Source organism: Rhodococcus sp. LB1 (genome assembly GCF_001583455.1).
Classification (GTDB): Bacteria; Actinomycetota; Actinomycetes; order Mycobacteriales; family Mycobacteriaceae; genus Rhodococcus_F; species Rhodococcus_F opacus.
Map to the genome: position 1 here is coordinate 25,381 of NZ_LTCZ01000017.1, position 25,518 is coordinate 50,898.

At 68.4% G+C, this 25,518-nt stretch carries 21 protein-coding genes and 3 pseudogenes; 8 read left to right on the plus strand and 16 right to left on the minus strand.

Annotated features, from left to right (window positions below):
- Window positions 1-4: 4 nt before the first annotated feature.
- The 4 genes from AZG88_RS03540 to AZG88_RS03555 form a co-directional block, all read right to left on the minus strand.
- The gene (locus AZG88_RS03540; protein ID WP_061041310.1) at window positions 5-928 is read right to left on the minus strand and encodes a lysophospholipid acyltransferase family protein; all 924 of its coding nucleotides are present in this window, start codon (window positions 926-928) and stop codon (window positions 5-7) included.
- Window positions 925-1,758: a GNAT family N-acetyltransferase gene (locus AZG88_RS03545; RefSeq protein WP_061041311.1), complete on the minus strand. Its 834-nt coding sequence runs from the start codon at window positions 1,756-1,758 to the stop codon at window positions 925-927. The genes AZG88_RS03540 and AZG88_RS03545 overlap by 4 nt, the downstream gene beginning before the upstream one ends.
- 134 nt (window positions 1,759-1,892) lie before the next feature.
- The gene (locus AZG88_RS03550; protein ID WP_005240335.1) at window positions 1,893-2,849 is read right to left on the minus strand and encodes an electron transfer flavoprotein subunit alpha/FixB family protein; all 957 of its coding nucleotides are present in this window, start codon (window positions 2,847-2,849) and stop codon (window positions 1,893-1,895) included.
- A 46-nt stretch (window positions 2,850-2,895) separates the two neighbouring features.
- Window positions 2,896-3,696, minus strand: coding sequence for an electron transfer flavoprotein subunit beta/FixA family protein (locus AZG88_RS03555; protein WP_005240334.1), 801 nt, complete (start codon window positions 3,694-3,696; stop codon window positions 2,896-2,898).
- Between the two features lie 241 nt (window positions 3,697-3,937).
- Between AZG88_RS03555 and AZG88_RS03560 the strand changes: the two genes are divergently transcribed.
- Genes AZG88_RS03560 through AZG88_RS03570 form a run of 3 tightly spaced genes read left to right on the plus strand, consistent with a single transcriptional unit; the run spans window position 3,938 to window position 7,601 of the window.
- Window positions 3,938-4,765: a class I SAM-dependent methyltransferase gene (locus tag AZG88_RS03560; RefSeq protein WP_005240333.1), complete on the plus strand. Its 828-nt coding sequence runs from the start codon at window positions 3,938-3,940 to the stop codon at window positions 4,763-4,765.
- Window positions 4,762-6,360 (plus strand): 1,4-alpha-glucan branching protein domain-containing protein, encoded by a 1,599-nt coding sequence (locus AZG88_RS03565; RefSeq protein ID WP_197436062.1) that lies wholly within the window; start codon window positions 4,762-4,764, stop codon window positions 6,358-6,360. Before AZG88_RS03560 ends, AZG88_RS03565 begins: the two co-directional genes overlap by 4 nt.
- Window positions 6,357-7,601, plus strand: coding sequence for a glycosyltransferase family 4 protein (locus AZG88_RS03570; RefSeq protein ID WP_005240323.1), 1,245 nt, complete (start codon window positions 6,357-6,359; stop codon window positions 7,599-7,601). Before AZG88_RS03565 ends, AZG88_RS03570 begins: the two co-directional genes overlap by 4 nt.
- A gap of 8 nt (window positions 7,602-7,609) precedes the next feature.
- Here the strand turns inward: AZG88_RS03570 and AZG88_RS03575 are convergent, their stop codons facing one another.
- Together AZG88_RS03575 and AZG88_RS03580 are read right to left on the minus strand one after the other, a co-directional pair.
- A complete protein-coding gene (locus tag AZG88_RS03575) occupies window positions 7,610-7,867 on the minus strand; it encodes a DUF3253 domain-containing protein (RefSeq protein WP_061041312.1) in 258 nt (85 codons plus the stop codon).
- A 25-nt stretch (window positions 7,868-7,892) separates the two neighbouring features.
- Window positions 7,893-8,636, minus strand: a complete 744-nt coding sequence (locus AZG88_RS03580) for an acyltransferase (RefSeq protein WP_009479650.1) — start codon at window positions 8,634-8,636, stop codon at window positions 7,893-7,895.
- 139 nt (window positions 8,637-8,775) lie between these two features.
- Between AZG88_RS03580 and AZG88_RS03585 the strand changes: the two genes are divergently transcribed.
- The gene (locus AZG88_RS03585; protein ID WP_061041313.1) at window positions 8,776-10,083 is read left to right on the plus strand and encodes an outer membrane protein assembly factor BamB family protein; all 1,308 of its coding nucleotides are present in this window, start codon (window positions 8,776-8,778) and stop codon (window positions 10,081-10,083) included.
- Window positions 10,084-10,122: 39 nt separating this feature from the next.
- Here AZG88_RS03585 and AZG88_RS03590 read toward each other — a convergent pair whose 3' ends face one another.
- From AZG88_RS03590 to AZG88_RS03610, 5 genes are all read right to left on the minus strand, one after another.
- Window positions 10,123-11,280, minus strand: coding sequence for a THUMP-like domain-containing protein (locus tag AZG88_RS03590; protein ID WP_061041314.1), 1,158 nt, complete (start codon window positions 11,278-11,280; stop codon window positions 10,123-10,125).
- Window position 11,281: 1 nt separating this feature from the next.
- Entirely contained in the window at window positions 11,282-12,253 is a 972-nt protein-coding gene (locus AZG88_RS03595; protein WP_061041315.1) for a class I SAM-dependent methyltransferase, read from the minus strand.
- A 55-nt stretch (window positions 12,254-12,308) separates the two neighbouring features.
- Window positions 12,309-13,088: an enoyl-CoA hydratase/isomerase family protein gene (locus tag AZG88_RS03600; RefSeq protein WP_005240312.1), complete on the minus strand. Its 780-nt coding sequence runs from the start codon at window positions 13,086-13,088 to the stop codon at window positions 12,309-12,311.
- A 57-nt stretch (window positions 13,089-13,145) separates the two neighbouring features.
- Window positions 13,146-13,988, minus strand: coding sequence for an NUDIX hydrolase (locus AZG88_RS03605; RefSeq protein WP_005240310.1), 843 nt, complete (start codon window positions 13,986-13,988; stop codon window positions 13,146-13,148).
- Window positions 13,989-14,053: 65 nt separating this feature from the next.
- A complete protein-coding gene (locus AZG88_RS03610) occupies window positions 14,054-14,878 on the minus strand; it encodes an ABC transporter ATP-binding protein (protein WP_009479645.1) in 825 nt (274 codons plus the stop codon).
- 83 nt (window positions 14,879-14,961) lie between these two features.
- On the opposite strand from AZG88_RS03610, the pseudogene glgX reads away from it, so the two are divergent.
- A pseudogene (gene glgX / locus AZG88_RS03615) lies at window positions 14,962-16,929 on the plus strand (glycogen debranching protein GlgX); the annotation flags it as partial.
- Window positions 16,930-16,943: 14 nt separating this feature from the next.
- Here glgX and yczE read toward each other — a convergent pair.
- The 4 genes and pseudogenes from yczE to ctaD form a co-directional block, all read right to left on the minus strand.
- Window positions 16,944-17,645 (minus strand): membrane protein YczE, encoded by a 702-nt coding sequence (yczE, locus tag AZG88_RS55440; RefSeq protein ID WP_025432323.1) that lies wholly within the window; start codon window positions 17,643-17,645, stop codon window positions 16,944-16,946.
- 75 nt (window positions 17,646-17,720) lie between these two features.
- The gene (locus AZG88_RS03625) at window positions 17,721-18,500 is read right to left on the minus strand and encodes an aminoacyl-tRNA hydrolase (protein WP_005240302.1); all 780 of its coding nucleotides are present in this window, start codon (window positions 18,498-18,500) and stop codon (window positions 17,721-17,723) included.
- Window positions 18,497-19,717, minus strand: coding sequence for a phosphoserine phosphatase SerB (serB, locus tag AZG88_RS03630; protein ID WP_005240300.1), 1,221 nt, complete (start codon window positions 19,715-19,717; stop codon window positions 18,497-18,499). The genes AZG88_RS03625 and serB overlap by 4 nt, the downstream gene beginning before the upstream one ends.
- 104 nt (window positions 19,718-19,821) lie before the next feature.
- Window positions 19,822-21,556: pseudogene (ctaD, locus tag AZG88_RS03635) on the minus strand (aa3-type cytochrome oxidase subunit I).
- Window positions 21,557-21,857: 301 nt separating this feature from the next.
- Here ctaD and AZG88_RS03640 point away from each other — a divergent pair.
- From AZG88_RS03640 to AZG88_RS03650, 3 genes are read left to right on the plus strand one after another with little or no spacing between them, the layout of a single operon-like run.
- Entirely contained in the window at window positions 21,858-22,865 is a 1,008-nt protein-coding gene (locus AZG88_RS03640) for an ABC transporter substrate-binding protein (RefSeq protein ID WP_005240297.1), read from the plus strand.
- A gap of 35 nt (window positions 22,866-22,900) precedes the next feature.
- A complete protein-coding gene (locus tag AZG88_RS03645) occupies window positions 22,901-23,968 on the plus strand; it encodes an iron-siderophore ABC transporter substrate-binding protein (protein ID WP_061041150.1) in 1,068 nt (355 codons plus the stop codon).
- Between the two features lie 8 nt (window positions 23,969-23,976).
- Complete coding sequence (locus AZG88_RS03650) at window positions 23,977-24,450, plus strand: NUDIX hydrolase (RefSeq protein WP_061041151.1); 474 nt, start codon at window positions 23,977-23,979, stop codon at window positions 24,448-24,450.
- A gap of 111 nt (window positions 24,451-24,561) precedes the next feature.
- Here the strand turns inward: AZG88_RS03650 and nrdF are convergent.
- Window positions 24,562-25,514, minus strand: a pseudogene (nrdF, locus tag AZG88_RS03655) (class 1b ribonucleoside-diphosphate reductase subunit beta).
- Window positions 25,515-25,518: the final 4 nt, after the last annotated feature.

Sequence of the window (25,518 nt, forward strand, 5' to 3'; positions counted from 1 at the left end):
TAGCTCAGGCGACGAGACGCTCCGCCGCCTCGATGCCCACGGCCGCCGTCCCGACCGCACCCTGCAGCGGATCGACGATGTCGTGCGCTGCGAGATCGATCCGTTCGTCGCCTCGCGCGGCGCGCTCACACCGGGTCGCCAGATCGCGGCGGCACTCCCCCGGATACTCGATCGGCGCCAGCCGGACCTCCGCGGTGACTCCCTTCTGGCGGATGATGCGCCGGATCGACTGACCGATCGTCTCCTCGCCGACGAAGCAGGGTCCGGTCGTCAGGTCCCCGCCCCGGCCGGTGTACCGCAGCGAGATCGGCTGGACCGGGCATTCCGCGTCGATCGCCGCCTGGAACAGCGCGGGCCGGAAACCGCCGTACGCCCGTCCGCACCACGTCGTGCCCTCCGGGAACGCCACGACTCGTTCGCCGTCGCGCAGCCTGACCGCCGTCGTGGCCACCGTGGCCGGGAGGGCGCGCAGGTTCTGCCGCTCGATCGGGACGACCCTCATCCGCCGCGCGAGCGACCCCAGAACCGGCCAGTCCAGCAGATCCCCGCGGGCGACGAAGTTCGCCGGTGCGAGCGCGCTGAGCACCAGCACATCGGTCCACGACACGTGGCCGGCCACCACCAGGATCCCGCCGGTGTGGCGGCGCTTTCCACGATGATCGACGACGACGAGGCGGATTCCCACGCAGCGCAACAGGATTGCCGCGTACCGCCGCTGCAGACCGGTCCGCCACGACCGGGGCAGCAGCCATCCCGCGGTCAGGAGCGGCGCCGTCGCCAGTGCCGACACCACGAGGCACCATCGAACGACCACGGTCGGGGTCGACACTCCGTTCGCCTCCGCAGGCAGACATCCCGCGCCGCACGGACTCGACGGCATCCACGAGTGCACGGTCGTCTCGGACGATTCGGACACGGCCGTGCTCATGCCTGTGCTCCCGCCTCGAGAGTGGCCGACGCCGAACGCAGGCGTTCGAGGTAGCGCTCGTTGGCGCCGTGCAGTCCCTGCAGTGCGACGAAATCGGCGACACCGAATTCCGGATCGTGCGCGGGCTCACCGCACACCTTGGCGCCGAGGCGCAGGTAGCCCCGGAGCAGCGGCGGCAGGGTCGGCCGGGCGGGCGGCTCGATCTCGTCGAGCGACCGCCCGTCGACGCGCACCGGGTTCCTGGGGACGGCCCGCGCGGCCGGGTCGTTGCCGTACTTGCGGAGCAGCAGGTCTCGCACCCCGCGGACGTTGGAACCGGCCACCGCGTCCGGATGCTCCCGCATCGGCACGGAGACGCACCCCATGACCCATTCGTATCCGGTGAGCTGCAGGTAGTGAAGGATGCCTGCCCACATCAGGCTCAGTACCGAACCGGAGCGGTGGTCGGGGTCGACGCACGCCCGGCCCATCTCGACGATGCGATTGCCGACGGGGTCGAGCGCGGAGATGTCGAATTCGGTGGCGGTGTAATAGCCGCCGGCCTGGGCAGCGGCGTCGGGCGGGAGCATGCGGTAGCAGCCGACGAACTCGCCGGTCTCCTCGTGGCGGACGAGGAGGTGGTCACAGAAGTCGTCGAACCGGTCGGCGTCGAGGGCGTCCGCGTGCGCGGGGACGGAAAATCCGGGTTCGGAGGCGAACACGCGGTAGCGCAGCCGCTGGGCGGCCACGCGGTGTTCGCGGTCGGACGAAACGACCAGGGAGTATCGGGGCGCGGCTACAACAGAATCGGCGGTCTCACTCGGTGCGCGGAGAACTGACGAAGTTGTCATGGCGCAGGTTTACCGAGCAGGGGCGGCGTGAGGGCATCGGCCGGGTGTCGTGTCGATGCAGCCCGGATGAACGACGGAAGATACGACGGCGGCCCCGCTCCCGGGAAGGGAACGGGGCCGCCGTCGGCCGAGAATCAGCCCTTGTGGGCCTTGACTGCCTCGGTGAGCTGCGGAGCGACGTTGAACAGGTCGCCGACGATGCCGTAGTCCGCGATCTCGAAGATCGGGGCTTCCTCGTCCTTGTTCACGGCGACGATGGTCTTCGACGTCTGCATGCCGGCGCGGTGCTGGATGGCACCGGAGATGCCGAGCGCGATGTACAGCTGCGGGGAGACCGTCTTACCGGTCTGACCGACCTGGAACTGGCCCGGGTAGTAGCCCGAGTCGACTGCGGCACGCGAGGCGCCGACAGCGGCACCCAGCGAGTCGGCGAGTTCCTCGACGACGGAGAACTTGTCGGCGCTGCCGACACCGCGACCACCGGAGACGACGACGGTCGCCTCGGTGAGCTCGGGGCGGTCGCCACCGACGATCGGATCACGCGAGGTGATCTTGACGGCGCCCTCGTCCTGGGCCGGGACCTCGACGGAGACCTTCTCGCCTGCGCCGGCTTCGGGCTTCGCCTCGATGGCGCCCGGGCGGACCGAGATGACCGGGACGTCGCCGTTGGCCTTGGCGTCGACGGTGAACGCGCCACCGAAGATGGAGTGCACGGCACTGCCGTCGGACTTCACGTCGACGACGTCGACGAGCAGGCCGGAGCCGATGCGGGCAGCAAGACGTCCGGAGACCTCCTTGCCCTCGACGCTGGCGGCGGTGATGACCGCAGCCGGCGCGGCCGACTCGACGAGCGATGCGAGCACGTCGACCTTCGGGGTGACCAGGTAGCCGTCGATGTCGTCCGACTCGGCGACGTAGATCTTGGCCGCGCCTGCGGCGGCGAGGCCCTCGGCCAGCTTGTCGGCGGTACCGGCGGGACCGGTGACCACTGCGGCCGGCTCACCGAGCGCGCGAGCGGCGGTGATGAGTTCGGTGCTGACCTTCTTCAGCGCACCCTCTGCGTGCTCGACGAGCACCAGTACTTCTGCCATGTCTAACTCTCCCTGTATGTGTCTGCTGGTCTGTAGAGGGGCGCGATCAGATGATCTTCTGGCCCACGAGGTAGGCAGCGATCTTGCTGCCGCCGTCGCCCTCGTCGACGATGCGCTCACCAGCGGTACGCGGGGGCTTGGGGGTGGAGGCGGTGACGGTGGTGCCCGCGTTGGCGACACCGACGGTCTCCGGGTCGACACCGAGGTCGGCCAGCGTGTATACGAGAACTTCCTTCTTCTTCGCGGCCATGATGCCCTTGAAGGAGGGGAAGCGGGGCTCGTTGATCTTCTCGGTGACGCTGACGATCGCCGGCAGGCTCGCCTGGAGGCCGAAGACGCCCTCGTCGGTCTCGCGCTCGCCGGTGACGGTGCCGTCGGCGACCGTGAGCTTGCGCAGCTGCGTGAGCTGCGGGATGCCCAGGTACTCGGCGATGATGGCCGGGACGGCGCCGACGCGGCCGTCGGTGGCCTCGTTACCGGCGATGATCAGGTCGGCAGGCTCTTCGTTCTCGAACGTGATCTGTCCGAGTGCCGCGGCCAGGGTCCACGCGGTCTGCACCGCGTCGGAGCCGTGGAGGGCCGGGTCGTTGATGTGCACTGCCTTGTCAGCACCCATGGACAGGGCCTTGCGGATGGCGTCGGTGGCGCGGTCCGGACCTGCGGAGAGGACGGTCACCTCGCCGCCCTGAGCCTCCTTGATCAGGAGCGCTTCTTCGACGGCGCGCTCGTTGATCTCGTCGAGCACTGCATCGGCGGCCTCGCGGTCAAGCGTGTAGTCACCGTCGGTCAGCTTGCGCTCGGACCACGTGTCGGGGACCTGCTTGATCAAAACAACGATGTTCGTCATGGGTCTTCGTCGACCTCCTGTGTGTTCTTGCGTGGTTATCGTGAGTTGCTCCGCGTGGGCCGAGCTCTCGTTGTCGATATTTCGTCGCACGATGGCTCTGCGACAGATTACCCCACGTTAAGTTACCGGTCGGTAACTTGCGTGAAAGTCTCGTTCACCATAACGGCCGAATGCGCATTTCATCCCTGTGATGTAGACCACCTGGACGAGCGACCTTGCCAGTGGCACTAACCTCGCAGCGGTGAGCGAATCATTTGTCGGCGACCGCGAGGACGCACCGCTTCCCCCGCTCGGTCACGAGCAACTGCCATCGATCGGAGACGAGCAACTGCCCCTCACGGGCGAGCGGACCGTGCCCGGGATCCCCGAGGAGAACTACTGGTTCCGGCGTCACGAGGTGGTCTACCGCGACCTCCTCCCCCGCTGCGCGGGACACCGGGTACTCGAGGCCGGATCCGGAGAAGGCTACGGCGCCAACATGATTGCCGATGTGGCACAGAGCGTCACCGGACTCGACTACGACATCTCCGCGGTCGAGCACGTGCGTGCGCGCTACCCCCGCGTCGAGATGCTGCACGGCAACCTCGCGGAGCTTCCCCTCGACGACGAATCCGTAGACACCGTCGTCAATTTCCAGGTGATCGAACATCTGTGGGACCAGGCGCAATTCCTGCGCGAATGCTTCCGGGTGCTGACGCCCGGCGGGGAACTGCTCGTCAGCACCCCCAACCGCATCACGTTCTCACCTGGCCGCGACACGCCCCTCAATCCGTTCCACACCCGCGAACTCGACGCGGCCGAGCTGACCGAACTCCTGGAGGAGGCCGGATTCAGGGTCGCACTCATGACCGGCGTCCATCACGGCGACCGGCTGAAATCCCTCGACGCGAAGCACGGCGGCTCGTTCATCGGCGCGCAGATCGACCGCGCACTCGCCGGCGAACCCTGGCCCGACGAACTGACCCGCGACGTCGAGGGCATCACCGTCGACGATTTCGCCCTGCACGAGGGCGACATCGACGACAGCCTCGACCTGGTGGCCGTCGCGGTGAAAGATCCTGTTCGGTGACCGAATCCGACAACCGCACCGGAGCGGGCGACGCGACGGAACCGGGCATGTTCTGCCTGGTCCTGCACTCCCACCTGCCCTGGCTCGCCAACCACGGCCGGTGGCCGGTGGGCGAGGAGTGGCTGTACCAGTCGTGGGCGGCGTCGTACCTCCCTCTCACCGCGATGCTGCGGCGGCTGTCCGACGAGGGTCGCTCGCATCTGCTGACCCTCGGCATCACCCCCGTTCTCGCCGCTCAGCTCGACGATCCGCACTGTCTGGCAGGAATGCACCACTGGCTCGGGAACTGGCAGATCCGCGCGCACGAGGCGGCAGGCATGCCCGACGACGCGCACCGCGATCTCGGTGCCCGCGAGCACCGCGCGTCCGCCGCCGCACTCGCCGACTTCGAACTGCGCTGGCGGCACGGCGGCTCACCGGTACTGCGCGACCTTCTCGACCGCGGGGCGTTCGAACTGCTCGGCGGGCCGCTGGCACACCCGTTCCAGCCGCTGCTCGACCCGCGGTTGCGCGCCTTCTCCCTCCGCGAGGGGCTCGCCGACGCCGCCGCGCGGTGGAACTGCACGCCGACAGGTATCTGGGGGCCCGAATGCGGGTACACCCCCGGCATGGAGACCGGATACGCCGAGGCGGGTGTCACTCATTTCATGGTCGACGGTCCCGCCCTGCGCGGCGACACGTCGCTCGGCAGGCCGGTCCGTGAGTCCGACGTGGTCGCGTTCGGACGCGACCTGCAGGTGAGTTACCGGGTGTGGTCGCCGAAGTCGGGCTACCCCGGGCACGGCGCCTACCGCGACTTCCACACGTACGACCACGACACCGGCCTCAAACCGGCCCGGGTGACCGGCCGCACGGTCGACTCGGCCGACAAGGCGCCGTACGACCCCGCCCTTGCTACGGCCGCGGTCGACCGGCACGTGGCCGACTTCGTCGCCACCGTCCGCAGGCGGCTGCGCGACGAGTCCGAGCGCATCGGACGGCCCGCGCTCGTCGTCGCCGCGTTCGACACGGAACTGTTCGGGCACTGGTGGCACGAGGGCCCCGAGTGGCTCGAGAAGGTGCTGCGGGCGCTGCCCGAGGCCGGAATCCGGGTCGGCACCCTCGATGACGCCCGCCGGCAGGGCTACGTGGGCGAACCCGTCCAGCTCGAGAACTCGTCGTGGGGATCCGGCAAGGATTGGCGGGTGTGGGCCGGCGATCAGGTCTCGGACCTGGTGCAACTCAACTCCGAGGTCGTCGCGACTGCCCTCGACACCGTGGACAAGGCCCGCGACACCGATGCTGCCCCCGGACGTCCCGCGCTCCGGAACCGCGTGAACGATCAGATACTGCGGGAGGCACTCATGACGGTGTCGAGCGACTGGGCGTTCATGGTCAGCAAGGATTCGGCCGCCGGATATGCCCGCGACCGGGCACACAAGCACGCACATGCCACCCGCGAAATCGCGGCCGCGATGTCGGCGGGCAAGGACGCGGCCGCGAACCGGCTCGCAGACGGATGGAACCGCGCCGACGGCCTGTTCCCCGGGCTCGACGCGCGGCGTCTGCCCGGCAGGGACCACCGGCTGACGGGCACCGAGGGAGGGGCGTCGTGAAGATCCTGATCGTGTCGTGGGAGTACCCACCCGTCGTGGTCGGCGGTCTCGGCCGCCACGTCCACCACCTGGCCACCGAACTCGCGGCGGCCGGACACGAAGTGGTGGTGCTGTCGCGGCGGCCGTCGGGCACCGACGCCTCCACCCATCCCACCGTCACCCACATCGAGGACGGCGTCCTGGTCGTCGCCGTCGCCGAGGACCCCGCGCACTTCGTCTTCGGCGAGGACATGCTGGCGTGGACACTCGCGATGGGGCACGCGATGGTGCGGGCCGGCGTCGCCCTGCACAAGCCCGGTGTCGGGGAGGGCTGGCAGCCGGACGTGGTGCACGCACACGACTGGCTCGTGGCCCACCCCGCCATCGCGTTGGCCGAATTCTACGACGTCCCTTTGGTTTCCACACTCCATGCCACCGAGGCCGGACGGCACAGCGGCTGGGTGTCCGGCCGGATCAACCGGCAGGTGCATTCGGTGGAATGGTGGCTGGCCAACGAATCCGATGCGCTCATCACCTGTTCCGCGTCGATGCAGGACGAAGTGACCACCCTCTACGGTCCGCAGCTCCCGCCGATCACGGTGATCCGCAACGGAATCGACCTCACCACCTGGAGCTTCCGCGAGCGCGCGCCACGGTCCGGACCGCCGAAACTACTGTTCGTCGGCCGCCTCGAATACGAGAAGGGTGTGCAGGACGCCATCGCCGCGCTCCCCCGCATCCGCCGCAGCCACCCCGGGACCACTCTGTCGATCGCCGGTGAGGGCACCCAGTTCACCTGGCTCTACCAGCAGGCCCGCACCCATCGCGTCGCCCGTGCCGTGAACTTCCTCGGCAACCTCGACCACATCGAACTGCTCGGGTGGCTGCACGGCGCCGACGCCATCGTCCTGCCCAGCCGGTACGAGCCGTTCGGCATCATCGCACTCGAGGCCGCCGCCTCCGGCACCCCGCTCGTGGCGTCCACCGCCGGCGGCCTCGGTGAAGCGGTCGTCGACGGGGAGACCGGCATGTCGTTCCAGCCGGGCGACGTCACCGGGCTCACGTCCGCGGTCCGGGAAGTCCTCGACGACCCGGCGGGCGCCCAGCAGCGCGCGGTGGCCGCCCGTGACCGTCTCACCGCGGATTTCGACTGGCACACGGTGGCCGAGGACACCGTCCACGTCTACGCGGGCGCCAAGCGGCGGGTGCGGCACCCGTTGGCGAGGCCGGAGATTCCCGAGCGTCCGCTGCCCGGTCGCTGACGTGGCCCTCAGGCCGTGCGGGCCCGCCGGATCCGGATCGGACCCCGTGCCGATCCCGGATCCACCACGGCACCCTTCTGAGTGACCTCGACCTCCCCGGCGTCGGCCAGACGCCGGGCGGCCTCCCGCACCGGCTCCATGAGGGGACGCCAGTCGTCCGGTGCGACGGCCCGCGCGACATCCGACGGGCAGATGCTCGACCTCGCGGACCGCGCGTCGAGGAGCGCCCGGATGCGCTCCTCGAGTTCACTGTCCGACACGGTCATGACGCCGACTATGCCACCGCGGCGGTCAGTTCTCCTGCGCCGCCTTCTTCCGGGCGATGTCCTCGAGGGCGGCGATGTACTTCGCGCGTTCGGACGCGCCCGCCTCCCACTCGGCCTTTCGGTTCTTCACGGCCTTGGCCGGCGAACCGACGGCGATGCTGAAGTCCGGGATGTCACCCTTCACGACGGCATGCGCGCCGAGAACACAGCCTCGCCCCACCCGCGTGTTGCGGAGAACCGTGACCTTGGCCGCCACCCACGTGTCGGGTCCGATGCGGACCGGGCCCTTCACGATGCCCTGATCCTTGATCGGGACGTTCACGTCGTCCATGCGGTGATCGAAGTCGGTGATGTAGCACCAGTCGGCCACGAGCGTCGACGCGCCGATCTCGATGTCGAGGTACGTGTTGACGACGTTGTCCTTGCCGAAGACCACCTTGTCGCCGATGCGCAGCGAGCCCTCGTGGCAGCGGATCGCATTGCCGTCACCGATGTGCACCCAGCGGCCGATCTCGAGCCGCGACAGGTCGGGGGTCGAATGGATCTCCACCCGCTTGCCGAGAAACACCATGCCGCGCAGGATCACGTGCGGGTTGGCCAGCTTGAACTTCGCGAGCCGGTAGTACCGCACGAGGTACCACGGCGTGTACGCCTTGTTCGCCAGCACCCATCGCAGCGAGTCGCGTGTCAGGAAGCGGGCCTGCTCGCTGTCGCTCCGCCGCGATCCTCGCCACCTCGTACGCAACGGTGCGCCCCACATGCTCGTCATAGCCTGTCAGCCTACGTTCACGGCTCGCGCCCCCGTTCGGGTGTGTCCGGACTCCGACACCGGCATCGGGGTGTGCCGATCGGCGCAGCCTCGGCGGGATAGTCTCTGGGCCGAGCGTTAACGAAGACGAGGAGATGTAATGCGGCGGGTCCTACGTTCGTCAGTACTGGCGCTGGCGACGATCTCGGCTGTCGTCCTCAGCGGCTGCAGCAGCGGAACGCAGGTCGACGACATCTTCTCCGCCGGCGGGTGGCCCGGCATGCACGCCGACGCCCGCAACAGCGACACCAGCCCCGTCACCGGTTCCCGCGACCTCTCCTTCGCCTGGTCGCGTCCGCTCGGCGGTCCGGTGGCGAACTACGCGTCGGTGGCCGCCAGCGGCCAGATCTTCATCACGGCCCGCACCGAGAAGGGCTGCAACCTCTTCTCCTACCAGATGGACAGCGGCCGCAAACGCTGGTGCCGTCAGCTCGCGCCGGGTGTCGTGGCGTCCACGCCGATCGTCGACGGCGCCGCCAACGTGTACGTGGGCGAGAACGGTGCCATCAACTCGTTCAACGAGTACGGCCAGCTGCGTTGGCGCACACCGGTGGTCGGGACGCCGCTGTCGGCGCAGTTCACCGGCGACGGCAATCTCCTCTTCATCACCCAGCTCGGCCAGATCAACGTCGTGGACACGCAGACCGGTCAGAAAATCGTGGCACCCTACGATCTCGTCCCGCCGCCGTCCGTCGCCGAGGGCGCGAACGTCGACATCCTCCCCGACGACAAGGGCCTCAGCGGCTGCTTCTTCGGCGCACCCGACTGCCCGGTCGCGAACATGCCGGCCATCGACCTCGAGTCCGGCAAGTTCTACTTCACGCTCTTCGCCCCAGGAGCACCCGCGGCGGAACTCGTCGCGATGAAGTACTCCGGCGGCGACAAACCCGCGATCACGCAGGAATGGTCCAGCGATGCGCTGCCGGGCGGCAGCGCGTCCAGCCCGGATCTGTCGGCCGACGGCTCCGTCGTCTACACCAACGACAACTGGGGCACGTTGTGGGCGATCGATTCCGCGACCGGCGATCCGAAGTGGAGTTACGACATCGGGTACGCCGCCGCGGGCAGCCCCTCGACGTCCGCGGACGGTCTGATAATCCCCGCGGGCGGACTCGACGGCCACCTGCTGGCCTTGCAGGACAAGGGCGATCACGCCGAACTGGTCTGGGAGCGGAAGGATCTGCTGCAGCTGGGCGTCCCGGCACAGACGGCCGGGTCCACCGGTTACGCGGTGGTCCGCGAGGGTACGGACGGACTGGCGATGCTCACGTTCGACACCGGGACCGGCGAAACCCTCGACCAGGACACCCTGCCCGGGGCGAAGGGCTTCACGGTCGGCACGTCCGTCGGGCCGAAGGGTGAAGTCCTCACCCCGACACTACTCGGGGAGCTGTTCGTCCTCCGCTGACCCGTGAGTACTTGTCAACGTCCGGCGGTTGAGAAGTACTCACGGGCGCGAAGCGCAGATGAACGCGACGCCGGCACGGCCGATCCGCGTGATCACCACACTGAGCGAACGACTTCCGCGTAGCTTCAGCTTGGGACGCAGGACCGCGGGATCGACGTCGACGCCGCGCACGAGGATTTCCGCCACCCCGCAATCGTGCCGCGCCAGCTCCTGCCGCAGCGACTTCTCCGAATACTTCACCTGTTCGAGAATGCGGAAGCCCCGCACACCGTCGGGAACCGAATCGCCGGTGAGATAGGCGATCCGGGGATCCAGCTGCCACAGCCCGTGCCGGGCGGCGTAGTGCCGCACCAGGCCCGCACGCACGACGGCGCCGTCGGGGTCGATGATCCACTCGCCCGGAGCGCGTTCGGGGATGTCGTCGTCCTCGGCGTCCGTCACCGTCCACGCGGTGCCGTCGGAGCCGAGGACGCTCGCCCGCCGGGTGACACCGGCTCCGGACAGTCCCGGCGACCACAGGCACGCCTCGCGCACGCCGCCGTCGAGCGACACCACCTCCACCTCGCCGTCCCAGCCGAGCCGATCGAAATCGAGTCCGGGGGCGCACTTCACCGCGAGATCCCGTCCGCGGTACGCGTCGATCAGATCGGGCAGCGGCGGCTCCAGCGCGGCGGGGTCGTGTGTGCGCCTGCCGCCGGACCGTCGCGCCGGATCCGCGAGCACGACGGTGCCGCGGGTGCACGGGACGAGCGCGTCGGCGCGGAGAACGACCGCCCCGGGAACGTTGTGCTGCGCCATCAGGAGCCGGACCGGGTCCAGGTCGCTGCCGATCACGGTTGCGGCCGTCCCGACCACCGCGTCCAGTTCGGCGCCGATCGAACACGTGACGTCGTGGACGTCCCGGCCCTTCAGCCGCATCGCACGGTGCGCGGCGACCGCACGCGGCGTCGCCTGTTGCAGGGCGTCGTCCGTGAAGAACCAGGTTTCGGTGCCGGGAAGTTTGGCGGCCGCCTTCCGCCGCAACAGCACGGTCTCCACCAGCAACGCCACGTGTGAGCCGAAACGCGTACGCGCCCGGCCGATGTCGGCCAGGCGCGTAGACGTGGTCAGTGCGAAGCCGTCCACCTCCGCGAGAGCGGCTGCCCCTTCCGTGCTCTGCAGGAACTCCACGTCCCCGGCAGTGAACGCATAGCCCAATTCAGTTGCCGGGCTTCACGCCGGTGATCATGACGTTGTAGAAGAATCCCCGCGGAACCACGTGCCGGAGAACCTTCTCGTCGACCCAGCTGAGCGTCTTCCATCCGGTGAACGCGAAACGCCCCCAGCCCCAGCCCAGCTTCTCCGGGGGCACAGCGGCCTCGAACGTGCGGACGGGCCACCCGAGCAGAGCGGCGGCGAATTCCTCGGTGGCCGCGTGAACCTGCTCGGCGCCTGCCGACCTCGCGATCTTCTCGAGGTCGCTCGGATCGAACGTGTGGAGGTCGACGACGGCCTCGAGCGCGGCCGCGCGGGAGGACTCGTCCAATTCCGCCTGCGGGCGACGCCAGTCGGCGAGGAACGGCAACTTGGTGACCCGGGTGGTGACCTCCCACGTCGCGCGACCCAGCCAGCGGGCGTAGAAGTTGCCGATCGTGGTCGGCTCACCGGCGAACACGAAACGCCCGCCCGGCTTCAGGACGCGCAGAACCTCACGCAGCGACTGCTCGACATCCGGGATGTGATGCAGGACAGCGTGACCCACGACGAGGTCGAACGTGTCTTCCGCGTACGGGATGGTTTCGGCGTCGGCGACTCGGCCGTCGACGGACAATCCCAGGCCCTCGGCGTTGCGGAGGGCGACCTTCACCATGCCGGGCGAGAGGTCGGTGACCGAACCGGTATTCGCAACCCCACCCTGCATCAGGTTGAGGAGGAAGAATCCGGTGCCGCAGCCCAGTTCGAGCGCCCGCTCGTAGGGCAGCGGCTGATCGCCCGCGACGGCGTCGAAACGTCCGCGCGCGTAGTCGATGCACCGCTCGTCGTACGAGATCGACCACTTCTCGTCGTACGTCTCGGCTTCCCAGTCGTGGTACAGCACCTGGGCGAGTTTGGTGTCCTTCAGCGCAGCCTCTACCTCTTCGGCGGTGGCGTGCGGATGAGGAGCTGGGTCGTCATGGGCGCTTGCAGTCATGCGGCAAATCCTACTCGCTGGTAAGAGTGAACAGGTTCTAGTTTCGGGCTCCAGACTACTCGCCCGTGAACTGAGCCTTACCTGGGCCGTTCTCGATGAACGATTCCATCCCGATCGTGCGGTCCCGGGTGGCGAACAACGAGGTGAACAGCTGACGCTCCACCGCGAGCCCCGTACCCAGGTCGACGTCCAGCCCACGGTCCACGGCGGCCTTCGCCGCAGCCAGGGCGCGGCCCGCTCCCTTCGTGAACTGCGACGCCCACGTGCGGGCCGCCTCGTACACGTCGTCCGGCGCCACGACCTCGTCGACCAGACCGATCGCGAGAGCCTCCTCGGCGTCGACGAACCGGCCGGTGAACAGCAGATCCTTGGCCTTGGACGGTCCGATCAGCCGGGCGAGACGCTGGGTGCCGCCGCCGCCGGGAATGACGCCGAGCAGGATCTCCGGCACGCCGAGCTTGGCGTTGTCGCCCGCGATGCGCCGGTCCGCCGACAGCGCGACCTCCAGGCCGCCGCCGAGCGCGTACCCCGTGATGGCGGCGACGGTGGGCTTCGGAATCTCGGAGACCGCCGCGAGGTCGGACTGCAGGTCGCCGATCACGTCGGACATCTGCCCGAAGTCCATCTCGGACATTTCCTTCACGTCCGCGCCCGCGGCGAAGACCTTCTCGCCGCCGTAGACGATGACGGCCTTCACGTCGGCGTCGACGGTCGCCTCCCGCGCCGCTGCCCGCAACTCCTGCTGAACCTGACGGTTCAGGGCGTTCATCGGTGGACGCGCGAGCCGGATCGTGCCGATGCCTTCGGATACCTCGAGAGTGACAAACTCAGCCATGAGGCAAAAGGCTACTTGTCTGCCCCCGACCCGGTTTCGCGGCCCGCCGCATCGCGATCAGTCGCGGGACGCCCACGGATGCGGACCGGCTTCGTAGTAGCCGTCCTGCCCCGGGAACTCGACTCGGAGCTGCTCCTCGTCCGTGATCAGCGTCGGCAGGATCACCGGGATCTCCGGCTCCGCGGCCAGCACCTCCGCGACCGAACCGAACGCGCTGAGCGCCGTGAGCTGACTCCACGTCGGCGGCAGCAGGATGCTTCCGCCGCCCTGCCAGTGCGCGAGCGCCGCGGCGGGACTCTGCCACTGCACGTGCTCGGCCTCGGACGTCGCGCCGTCCGCGATCTGACCGTGCGGTGCGGCGGCGACGAAGAAACGCGTGTCGTAGCGGCGGCTCTCGCCGACGGGGGTGATCCAGTTGGCCCAGGGCCGCAGCAGGTCGGCTCGCAGGACGAGGTTCTCGCGCTTCAGGAAGTCGCTGAACGACAGTTCCCGCTTCTCGAGCTGGATGCGGGACTGCGCGTAACGGGACGTGTCCGCCACGACCGTGTCCGCACTCGGTCCCGCGAGAAGCACGCCGCATTCCTCGAACGTCTCGCGCACCGCCGCGCACACGAGGGCCTTCGCGCGCGCCGCATCGGTGGAGAACCGCCCGGCCCACCAGTCGACGGACGGTCCCGCCCAGTCGACCTCGGCGTCGGCGTCGGACGGGTCGACCCCGCCGCCGGGAAACACGGTCATGCCGCCGGCGAACGCCATCCCCTTCACCCGGCGGAGGAGGAACACCTCGATACCGGACGCCGCGGCGTCTGCCGCGGCATCACGGATGAGGATGACGGTGGACGCGTCCTTGGGTGCCACGTCGGTACTGTCGCGGGGCGCCTGCTCTTGCTTCGAGACCATGTCTCGGAACCTACGCCGCCGGGTGACGCGGGTCGCAGTCGGTCCCCCGGTGTGACGGCCGGTCGTCAGCCCCGCCGGTGCGCGCCGGGGACGCGGGTCCGCCGCGCGAAGAACCGGCCGTCGACCTTGTCCAGGCTGATGGACTGGCTGAACGCCTCGCTGAGGTTCTCGGCCGTGATGACCTGATCCAGGAGCCCCTGCGAGACCACCTCCCCCTCCTTGAGGAGCAGCGCATGAGTGAATCCCGGCGGGATCTCCTCGACGTGGTGGGTGATGAGAACCGTCGCGGGGGCGTCGGGGTCGGCGGCGAGATCGGTGAGGCGCGCGACGAGTTCCTCGCGCCCACCGAGGTCGAGACCGGCGGCGGGCTCGTCGAGCAGCAGCAGTTCCGGGTCGGTCATCAGCGCACGGGCGATGAGGACGCGCTTGCGCTCACCCTCGGACAGGGTGCCGTACGTGCGCTTGGCGAGGTGCTCGGCACCGAGGCTCTCGAGCATCTCGACGGCACGGTCGGTATCCATGTCGTCGTAGCGCTCACGCCAGCGTCCGAGGACCGCGTAGCCCGCGGAGACGACGAGATCGGTCACGATCTCCTCGGACGGCACCCGGTTGGCGAGAGCCGAGGAGGACAGTCCGATCCGCGGTCGCAGTTCGTTGATGTCGACGCGGCCGAGCCGCTCGCCGAGAAGGTAGGCGCTTCCGCTCGTGGGATGCAGTTCGGCGGCCGCGATCCGGAGCAACGACGTCTTTCCTGCCCCGTTCGGTCCGAGGACGACCCACCGCTCGTCGAGTTCCACCTTCCAGGTGACCGGGCCCACCAGAGTGTTGCCCCCGCGGCGGAGGAGAACGTCGTCGAATTCGATGAGGAGATCAGGATCAGGTTCATGCACGGACCCATCTTCCCGCACATCTTCCGAGCATTCACGGCAGGATCAGTTGCGTGTCGCCTCACATCGATTCGCACCCCGGCGAGATGTCGTCGCTCCCGCCGAGTCTGCGGCTGCCCGGATCACCGTTTCCCCTGGGAGCGAAAGTGCGTGGCACCGGAACGCAGTTCGCGGTTCACGCTCCCGACGCCGAACTGGTACAGGTGTGCCTGATTTCCGAGGGCGGCGACGAGACGCGGATCGATCTGGTCCAGCGGACGTACGGCATCTGGCACGGCATCGTCGAGGGGGTCGGTGCGGGACAGCGCTACGGTTACCGCGCGCACGGGCGCTGGGACCCCGCACGCGGCGTGCGCCTCAACCCCGCCAAGCTGCTTCTGGATCCGTGGGCGACCCGCATCGCGGGCGAACTCGGCGACCACGACGCACTGGTCTCCCACGACGGCGACCCGTTCGGCGGCCCGTCGCGCGTCGACAGCCTGGGCCACACCCCGCTGTCGGTGGTGACGGCCGACCACGCCCGCACGAGCGGACCGCGGATCGAAAGGCCCTGGGAGGAAACCGTTGTCTACGAACTTCACGTGGGATCGTTCACCGCACGGCACCCCGACGTGCCACCGCAGTACCGCGGAACGTATCTGGGTCTCGCGGAACCCGCTGTCGTCGGTCATCTCGTCCGCCTCGGGGTGACCGCGGTCGAACTGCTTCCCGTCCAGGCGTACGTCTCCGAGGCCACCGTCCGCTCGCGGGGCATGCGCAACCACTGGGGATACTCCACCGCGGCGTTCTTCGCTCCCCACCCGGGCTATGCGGTGGTGCCCGGTGAGGAGATCACCGAATTCCACACGATGGTCGACGCGCTGCACGCCGCGGGGATCGAGGTCGTCCTCGACGTGGTGTACAACCACACCTGCGAGCAGGGCGTCGACGGCATCAGCCTCAGCTGGCGCGGCCTCGACGCCCCCGGCTACTACCTCCTCGACTCCGACGGTCGCGACATCGATCTCACCGGTTGCGGGAACACCGTCGACGCACAGTCGCCCGTCGCCGTCCGGATGATCGGCGACAGCCTGCGCTACTGGGCGCACGACATGGGCGTCGACGGCTTCCGGTTCGACCTCGCGTCCGCTCTCGGCCGGCCCGGTGGCGGCCGATTCGATTCCCGCGCTTCGATCTTCTCCGCAATCACGGCGGATCCCGTTCTCTCCCGGTGCAAACTGATCGCCGAACCGTGGGACGCCACTTCGGACGGATATCGGGTCGGGCACTTCGGCGTTCAGTGGTCGGAATGGAACGACAAGTACCGCAACACCGTTCGACGGTTCTGGAACGGCGGCACCGGGGTACGCGATCTCGCCTCCCGGGTGGCGGGTTCCGAGGACGTATTCGGAAACCGGCGGCCGTGGGCGTCCGTCAATTTCGTGACCGCGCACGACGGGTTCACCGCCGCGGACCTCGTGTCGTACGACCGCAAACACAACGAGGCCAACGGCGAGGACAACCGGGACGGCGCCGATCACAACGACTCCGCCGACCACGGCGTCGAAGGTCCCACCGACGATCCGTCGATCATCGAGGCGCGGTCCCGGCACGTCCGCGCGCTCCTCGCCACGCTCGCACTGTCGACCGGCACGCCGATGTTCACCGCAGGCGACGAGTTCGGTCACACCCTCGGCGGCAACAACAACGCGTACTGCGTCCCCGAGGACACCCCTCGTGAAGACTCCTGGCCACTCGACTGGAGCACCGGGGACACGAGTCTCACCGCATTCGTCACCCGCGCCCTCGACCTCCGACGCGCCTCCCCCGCGCTGCGCCAGCCGGAATTCTTCGAGGGCAGGCGCACACCCACCGGCCATCCCGACCTCGTGTGGTTCGGCGCCGACGGCGCGGAGATGGACGACCCCGCGTGGTACGACGACTCCAGGCGCACCCTCCAGGCGTGGATCGACGGATCCGACATCCGCTCCCACACCGAAGACGGGCACCAGCTCACCGACGACAGCTGGCTTCTCGTCCTCCACTCGGGCGGACCCACCGTGATCACGCTGGGCTGTCCCGAATGGTTCTACGGCACGGTGCTCGCCGAATTCGACTCGGCGTCCCCCGACGGCGCACCCGCGCCGGGCGGCCCGATCTCCGGAGACTCCACGATCGCACTGTCCGGTCCGACGCTGCTCGTCTTCCGTGCGGTCGGGTAGATGCCACCGAAGCGCATCATCAGCTGAATGAGCGGGCCGATGCCCAGCGCGTAGACGACGGTGCCCACACCCACGGTGCCGCCGAGCAACCAGCCGGTGGCCAGCACGGTCACCTCGATCGACGTGCGGATCACCCGCACCGACAGCCCGGTCCGCGCGACCAGACCGGTCATGAGACCGTCCCTCGGACCGGGGCCCATCCCCGCACCGATGTACAGCACGGTGGCGAGCGCGTTGAGGACCACGCCACCGAGCATCACCACGATGCGCACGAGAAGGGAGTCGGCGGGTTCGAGGAACGCGAGCGAGGTGTCCACCGAGACGGCAATGACTACGACGTTGGCGACCGTCCCGAATCCCGGCTTCTGACGGATCGGGATCCAGAGCGCGAGCACCACGACACCGGTCAGCGCGGTCACCACACCGAAACTGAGTGGCGTGCGATCCGCCACCCCCTGATGGAACACGTCCCACGGGTCGAGACCGAGGCCGGCGGTGATCATCATGGCCATCGAGAAGCCGTACAGCCACAGTCCGGCGAACAGAGCGATCAGGCGTCGAGCGAGCATGACGTCAGTGTTCCGGGAAATCCTGCCGCACCCCATAGCCACGACGCGCACACTGGACTGTCGATGCGTCGACGCTCAGGGGCAGGCGATCACGGTCATCGAGCCGGGAGCCACTTCGGTGAAACCGGCGTCGCGAACGGCGATCGCCCGGCCCCGCACCACCTCGATGGTCAGCTCCTCCCACAGTCCGACGTCGGCGTCCCGCACCGTGCAGCGGTAGCCGGTGGCCGCCCACGCGCGGGCCTGCTCGGTGGGCATCGCACCGGCGAGCAGCATCGACGCGTGACCCACCTGGGCCGCGGCCTTCCCCACCGTCATGTCCAGAGCGGAGTTGATCCACAGCACCGGATCCCCGTCCGGGATCTCTCCGGGGTCGTCGTGGTCGAGATCGGTCCCGCCGATCTGCAACTTCCGGATGCGAGGATCGAGCGCACCGACGGCGACGGGCACGAGTGCGCGGGCCTGTGCCCCGTCGACGTCGACGGTGATCCCGTCGACCTCCTGCGCCGCACGCCACCCGGCTCCCCGCGCCCGCCGCGTCACCTTGCGGATCCGGGACCCGATCCAGGCGAGGTAATCCTCCTGCCACGGTCCGGGCGCGCCCGTCTCGTCGGGGCCGACGCGAGGGTCGAGGCACAACGCCACAGCCGCGGTGGCTGCAGCTTCGAGCAGAGCACTACGCGGCGGGGGGTCGGCCTTCGGAATGTGCAGCACGATCGGCATGGCGAGGACCTGCGCCGGGTCGTCCGGGTCCGGCCGGCCGCCGTATCCGGCCGCGAGGACGGCGTGACGCGCCGCCCACAGGGTGTCGTCACCGGTCTCCCCGGTGACCGCGCCCCGGCACGACTCCGTCACGACAGCGGGACTCGTCGCACCACGCCGTCCACCGCGTCCGCGGCCTCGACCTCGTCGCGGGTGACCCCGAGGATGAACAGCACGGCATCGAGGAAGGGGTGCGACAGTGCGGTGTCCGCGACCTCGCGCAGAGCGGGCTTGGCGTTGAACGCGATTCCCAGCCCGGCGGCGTTGAGCATGTCGATGTCGTTGGCGCCGTCGCCGACCGCCACCGTCTGCTCCATCGGGACGCCGACCTGAGCGGCGAACTTGCGCAGTGCGGTCGCCTTCGCGGCCCGGTCGACGATGTCGCCGATCACCCGGCCGGTGAGCTTGCCGTCCACGATCTCGAGTGTGTTGGCCTGCACGAAGTCCAGTTCCAGTTCGTGGGCCAGACCCTCGATGACCTGCCGGAATCCGCCGGACACCACACCGCAGTGGAAGCCGAGCCTGCGCAGCGTCCGGATGGTGGTGCGGGCGCCCGGTGTCAGTTCCAAGTTTTCCGCGACGTCGTCGATCACGGACGCGTCGAGGCCGGCGAGGGTCGCGACCCGCTGGTGCAGGGACTCGGTGAAGTCGATCTCGCCGCGCATCGCCGATTCGGTGACGGCGCGCACCTCGTCCTCGACGCCCGCCCGCGCGGCGAGCATCTCGATGACCTCGCCCTGGACGAGGGTGGAGTCGACGTCGAACACGATGAGCCGTTTGGCGCGACGGGCCAGTCCCCCGCGTTCGACGGCGATGTCGACGTTCTCGCGGACGGCCACTTCTGCCAGCACGGTGCGCAGACTCTTGTCCGCCTCTGCCGTGCCGGGAGCGCTCACCAGGAGTTCGAGGCCCGTCACCGGGTAGTCGGCGACGCCGCGGATCGAGTCGATGTTGACCCCGAGTGTCGCCATCTCCCGGGCCACCGAACGCAGCGCGCGAGCCGACACCGGGCTACCGAGAACGACCACGGCATGGGTGGACAGCGACTGCCTGCCCGGATCGGCACCGATCTCGACGTCCACCGACATCCCGACGGTGGCCATCGCCTCTTCGAGTTCCTCCTGCAGCGCTTCCCCGTTCTCGGGGCAGGCCACCAGGACACCGAGGGTCAGTCGCCCACGAATCACCACCTGCTCCACGTCGAGAAGGCTCACGTCGTGGCGGGAGAGCGACCCGAAGAGCACCGAGGTGACGCCGGGTCGGTCGGGGCCCGTCACGGTCACCAGGACAGTGGTGTCAGCTGCACCCACCGATGTACTCCGATCATGTTGCTCGCGCGGCTTGTCCGGCACCCATTGTGCCAACTGAAAGGCCCCGCCCGTTGCTGGGGCGGGGCCTTTCCGAAACTGATGTGTCAGCGGCCGGTGTCGGTTCCGGGGTCGCCTTCGTCGCCGACGGTCAGCGGCTCGTGGCGTTCCTTCTCGAGCACGGTGCTGGCGTGCTTGCCACCGTGGCCCGGTCCGACGTGCGCCTCTGCCTTCATCCGCTCGACCATGTGCGGGTAGTGCAGCTCGAACGCGGGACGCTCGGAGCGGATGCGCGGCAGCTCGGTGAAGTTGTGCCGCGGCGGCGGGCAGCTGGTGGCCCACTCGAGCGAATTGCCGTAACCCCACGGGTCGTCGACAGTGACGACTTCGCCGTACCGGTAACTCTTGAAGACGTTCCAGATGAACGGCAGCGTCGAGGCACCGAGGACGAACGCGAAGATCGTCGAGAACGAGTTCAGGAACGTGAAGCCGTCCGAGGGCAGGTAGTCGGCGTAGCGACGCGGCATACCTTCGTTACCCAGCCAGTGCTGGACGAGGAACGTGCCGTGGAAGCCGATGAACGTGGTCCAGAAGTGCCACTTGCCGAGACGCTCGTCCATCATGCGTCCGGTCATCTTCGGGAACCAGAAGTAGATGCCGGCGTAGGTGGCGAACACGACGGTGCCGAAGACCACGTAGTGGAAGTGGGCGACCACGAAATAGGTGTCCGTGACGTGGAAGTCGAGGGGCGGGCTCGCGAGGATGACGCCGGACAGACCACCGAAGAGGAACGTGATGAGGAAGCCGATGGAGAACAGCATCGGCGACTCGAACGTCAACTGCCCCTTCCACATGGTGCCGATCCAGTTGAAGATCTTCACACCCGTCGGGACGGCGATCAGGAACGTCATGAACGAGAAGTACGGGAGCAGCACGGCGCCGGTGGCGTACATGTGGTGAGCCCACACCGCGATGGAGAGGGCGGCGATCGCCAGGGTCGCGTAGACCAGGCCGCTGTAACCGAACACGGGCTTACGGCTGAAGACCGGGAAGATCTCCGAGACGATGCCGAAGAACGGCAGCGCGATGATGTACACCTCGGGGTGACCGAAGAACCAGAACAGGTGCTGCCACAGCAGCACACCGCCGGTGGCCGGGTCGAAGATGTGGCCACCGAGGTGACGGTCCACGAACAGGCCCATGAATGCAGCGGTCAGCAGCGGGAACGCCAGCAGAATCAGGATGCTGGTGATGAAGATGTTCCACGTGAAGATCGGCATGCGGAACATGGTCATGCCGGGGGCACGCAGGCAGATGACGGTGGTGATCATGTTGACACCACCGAGGATGGTGCCGAGGCCGGCGACCGCGAGGCCCATGACCCAGAGGTCGGCGCCGACGCCCGGGGAGTGCAGCGCACTCGTCAGGGGCGTGTAGGCGGTCCAGCCGAAGTCCGCGGCACCGCCGGGGGTGATGAAGCCGGCGGTCGTGATGATCGCGCCGAACACGTACAGCCAGTAGCTGAACGCGTTGAGTCGCGGGAACGCCACGTCGGGGGCACCGATCTGCAGCGGCAGGATNNNGCATCGTGAACAGCTGGTTGAACTGTTCGTTCGACAAGAACTGCATACCGGGCACAGCGAGCTCGGCGCGCATCATCAGGGCCATGAGACCACCGATGAGGAAGAACGCGATCGAGGTCGTCAAGTACATGATTCCGAGCACCTTGGGGTCGGTGGTCGTAATCATTTTGAAGATGAACGAGCCCTTGGGTCCCTGCCGCGGCGGGTAAGGCCTGGCTGCAGCTATCGCGGGGACTGGCTGGGGCGCTACGGCAGTCACTGATCCTCCTGAATGCGCGTCCGTCCCCGGGCTGCGAGGCGAACGGTCTCTGGCTTGCGCTCATCGAATCGTAGACCGTGCCCTGAGCGGCCTCCGACTGGGTCCTACCCACTGTCGTACTTACCCGGACTCAGAGCAAATTGTGGCGCATGCGACCTGCGGTTTGTCGCACCGGGGAGTGCTCACTGTCACGCGGTCCGGCGTGTCGCACGTGACCGGTCGACACGGAGCCCGGAGGCTCCGACACCCCGAATCCCCGGTGCTAAGGTTTCGCTCACCTAACTTCGATCAGGAGCTCCATGTGAACGTTCTCTCCCGACGCCGGGTCGTCGCCGGCGCGGTCGCACTAGCCGCTGCAGCCACTTTCTCGATCACGTCCTGCTCCAGCAGTGACGACTCCGACGCCGCGTCGAGCACCACCTCGTCGACCGGGCAGTTCCCCCGCACCGTCGACCACTTCCGCGGCAGTACCGAGATCCCGGCCGCGCCGCAGCGCATCGTGGCACTCGACAACAGCTTCACCGACGCCGTCCTCCTCCTCGAGGCGCCGCTCGTCGGATACGTCGACTACCGCGAACCCGGCCTGCCCGACTACCTCGGCTCCTCGCGGGACGAGTTCGCGGCGGAAGCCGAATCGGTGGGCAAGGTCAGCAACGCGAGCCTCGAGCAGATCGCCGCGCTGCAACCCGACCTGATCATCTCCGCCGAAGTGCGCGACGCGAAGAACTACGAGCAACTGTCCGCTATCGCGCCGACCATCTTCACCGAGACGACCGGGCCCACGTGGAAGGACAACATCCGGCTCGTCGGCACGGCACTGGGCAAGGAGGAACTCACGGAGCAGAAGATCGGCGCCTACGAGGAGCGGGCCGCCGCCGTCGGCGCGGAGATCAACGACACGGCGTCGAATCCGGTGATCTCGGTCGTCCGGTTCGCGGGCGAGCCGACGGCACGCCTCTACCGCACCACCTCGTTCAGCGGGATCGTCCTCTCGGACGCCGGGCTTGCCCGTCCGCAGAGCCAGGGCCCCGATCCGGCCGATCCGGACAACATCATGCAAGCCATCAGCCCCGAGCTGATCAGCGAGGCGGAGGGCGACGCCATCTTCGTCAGCACCTGGCAGGACCCGGCAGGCAAGAGCGCCGAAGCGGCGAAGCCGTTCTTGGAGAGCCCGCTGTGGCAGACGCTGAAGGGACGCAAGGTCGACGTCGACGACGCCCGCTGGATGTCGCCGGTCAGCATCCAGGGCGCGCACCTCATCCTCGACGACCTGTCGGACACGTTCGGGGTGGACAAGCACAGCGGCTAACCTGAACGCGCCCGCACACACAGGAAGTCGCCGAATTGTCCCCTCGTAGGTTTTCCGCCCGCCGCGCGTCCACCGGTCTCGTCGCCGCCGTCGCTGTGCTCGCAGTCGCCGGCTGCTCTCAACCGTCCGACGACGATCCGGCAGCGTCCATCGTCCGGACCACCACGCAGATCGCTGGAGCCGGCGTGGTCGGCATCGAGAGGGACACCACGACCGCCTGCGCCGAGCCGGCCCCGGTCGACGCCGCACTCGCGGCCGGCTCGACGCACCGGGTGGTCCACACGAAAGGCGAGAGCGACGTTCCGTCCGATCCGCAGCGGATCGTGGTACTCGACAGCGCCGCACTGGACGCGGTGTGCGCACTCGGTCTGTGGAAGAACGTGGTCGGCGCGGCGACCCTCGACGGGGACTCGCCTCAGCCCGGATACCTCGGCACGGGCATCTCCGAGATCCCGAGCGTCGGATCCGTCGACGCCCCGGACGTGAACAAGATCGCGCAGGCGGACCCGGACCTGATCCTCGGATCGAGTCCGGCGTCCGACCAGCTGTACGGTGCGCTCTCCCCCATCGCGCCCACCGTGTTCGTCGGCTCCGACCCCGTGTACTGGAAGGCCCAGTTCCTCCTCGCCGGCAACGCCCTGGGCCGGGCCGACGCGGCGACGGCCGCGCTCGAGCAATACCAGCAGGACGCCAAGCAGCTCGGCGTCGACATCGATGCCGCGCAGACACAGGCGTCCGTCGTCCGATTCGACGCCGACAGCATGGAGGTCGAGGGTCCGGCCACGTTCGCCGGCCAGGTCCTCACCGACGCCGGAGTGCGGCGACCCGCTTATCAGAACCTCGACGGCGCAGTCACCGAACCGATCTCCGAATCCGACATCGACCAGGCCGAGGGCGACCTCATCTACGCCGTCCTCGACGGCGAGGAGGGCACCGCGCACGCGGAGGACGTGATGTCCGGTGAGGCATGGGAAGACCTCGAGGCGGCCTCCGACAAGCGGGTCTTCGCCGTGGAGGGTGACGTGTGGGGCGGAAACGGCGTCGTCGCTGCGCGCGCGATGCTCACCGACCTCAGGAACACGCTGAACGGTTACGTCGGCTAGGAGGCCCGGTGCCCGTACCCGAGTTCGTCACCGCCCTGCGCGGCCACGTCGGCACCGCGCCGCTGTGGCTGTCCGGGGTGAGTGTCGTCGTGTGTGACGCCGACGGCCGGGTGCTGCTGACCCGGCGCGTCGACAACGGCAAATGGGCGGTCGTGTCCGGCATCCTCGAACCCGGGGAGGAACCCGGACCCGCCGCGCTGCGTGAGGTACGCGAGGAGACCGGCGTGGACGCCGAACTGGTCCGGATCACGAGTGTCGACGTCACCGATCCGATCACCTATCCCAACGGCGACGTCGCGCAGTATCTCGACGTGTGTTTCCTCGCGCGGTATCTGAGCGGGGAGGCTGCCGTGTCGGACGACGAGAACCACGACGTCGCCTGGTTCTCCCCCGGCGCGCTGCCGCCGGACCTCACCCCGTCGTCGCGGCTGCGGCTCGACAAGGCGCTGCAGGACGAGCCCGAGGCGTGGTTCCGCCGCTGAACGCAGTTCGCCCAATGTCACACCGGTGCAGTCGAACCGAACCGGTGTGACATTGGGCGACGGGTCTAGAAGTCGCGAGCGGGTCGCTCTAGAAGTCGCGAGCGGGTCGCTCTAGAAGTCCCAGTCCTCGTCTTCGGTGTTGACGGCCTTGCCGATGACGTAGGAGCTGCCCGAGCCGGAGAAGAAGTCGTGGTTCTCGTCCGCGTTGGGTGAGAGCGCCGACAGGATCGCCGGGTTGACGTCCGTCTCGTCCTTGGGGAACAGACCCTCGTAGCCGAGGTTCATCAGCGCCTTGTTGGCGTTGTACCGCAGGAACTTCTTGACGTCTTCGGTGAGGCCCACCTCGTCGTAGAGGTCCTGGGTGTAGTCGACCTCGTTGTCGTAGAGCTCGAAGAGCAACTCGAACGTGTAGTTCTTGAGGTCGTCGCGCTCGGCCTCGGTGAGCTGCTCGAGGCCCTTCTGGTACTTGTAGCCGATGTAGTACCCGTGCACGGCCTCGTCGCGGATGATGAGGCGGATGAGGTCGGCGGTGTTGGTGAGCTTCGCCCGCGACGACCAGAGAAGCCCGAGTAGAACAGGAAGCTCTCGAGCAGGGTGGATGCCACCTTGCGCTTGAGCGGCTCGTCGCCCTGGTAGTAGTCCATGACGATCTCGGCCTTGCGCTGCAGGTTCGGGTTCTCCTCGGACCAGCGGAAGGCGTCGTCGATGTCGCGGGTGGAGCACAGCGTCGAGAAGATCGAGCTGTAGCTCTTCGCGTGTACCGACTCCATGAACGCGATGTTGGTGTACACCGCCTCTTCGTGCGGGGTGATGGCATCGGGGATGAGGCTGACCGCGCCCACGGTGCCCTGAATGGTGTCGAGGAGCGTCAGCCCCGTGAACACCCGCATCGTGAGCTGCTTCTCCTGCGGCGTGAGCGTCCCCCACGACGGGATGTCGTTGGACACCGGCACCTTTTCGGGGAGCCAGAAGTTGCCGACGAGACGGTCCCACACCTCGGCGTCCTTCTCGTCCTGGACGCGGTTCCAGTTGATCGCGGATACGCGACTCACCAGCTTGACCATTGAT

Excerpts from the sequence above, each read along its gene's own strand:
- AZG88_RS03540 (WP_061041310.1), bottom strand. The coding sequence starts at position 928 with ATGAGCACGGCCGTGTCCGAATCGTCCGAGACGACCGTGCACTCGTGG.
- AZG88_RS03545 (WP_061041311.1), bottom strand. The coding sequence starts at position 1,758 with ATGACAACTTCGTCAGTTCTCCGCGCACCGAGTGAGACCGCCGATTCT.
- AZG88_RS03550 (WP_005240335.1), bottom strand. The coding sequence starts at position 2,849 with ATGGCAGAAGTACTGGTGCTCGTCGAGCACGCAGAGGGTGCGCTGAAG.
- AZG88_RS03555 (WP_005240334.1), bottom strand. The coding sequence starts at position 3,696 with ATGACGAACATCGTTGTTTTGATCAAGCAGGTCCCCGACACGTGGTCC.
- AZG88_RS03575 (WP_061041312.1), bottom strand. The coding sequence starts at position 7,867 with ATGACCGTGTCGGACAGTGAACTCGAGGAGCGCATCCGGGCGCTCCTC.
- AZG88_RS03580 (WP_009479650.1), bottom strand. The coding sequence starts at position 8,636 with ATGACGAGCATGTGGGGCGCACCGTTGCGTACGAGGTGGCGAGGATCG.
- AZG88_RS03585 (WP_061041313.1), top strand. The coding sequence starts at position 8,776 with ATGCGGCGGGTCCTACGTTCGTCAGTACTGGCGCTGGCGACGATCTCG.
- AZG88_RS03595 (WP_061041315.1), bottom strand. The coding sequence starts at position 12,253 with ATGACTGCAAGCGCCCATGACGACCCAGCTCCTCATCCGCACGCCACC.
- AZG88_RS03600 (WP_005240312.1), bottom strand. The coding sequence starts at position 13,088 with ATGGCTGAGTTTGTCACTCTCGAGGTATCCGAAGGCATCGGCACGATC.
- AZG88_RS03605 (WP_005240310.1), bottom strand. The coding sequence starts at position 13,988 with ATGGTCTCGAAGCAAGAGCAGGCGCCCCGCGACAGTACCGACGTGGCA.
- yczE (WP_025432323.1), bottom strand. The coding sequence starts at position 17,645 with ATGCTCGCTCGACGCCTGATCGCTCTGTTCGCCGGACTGTGGCTGTAC.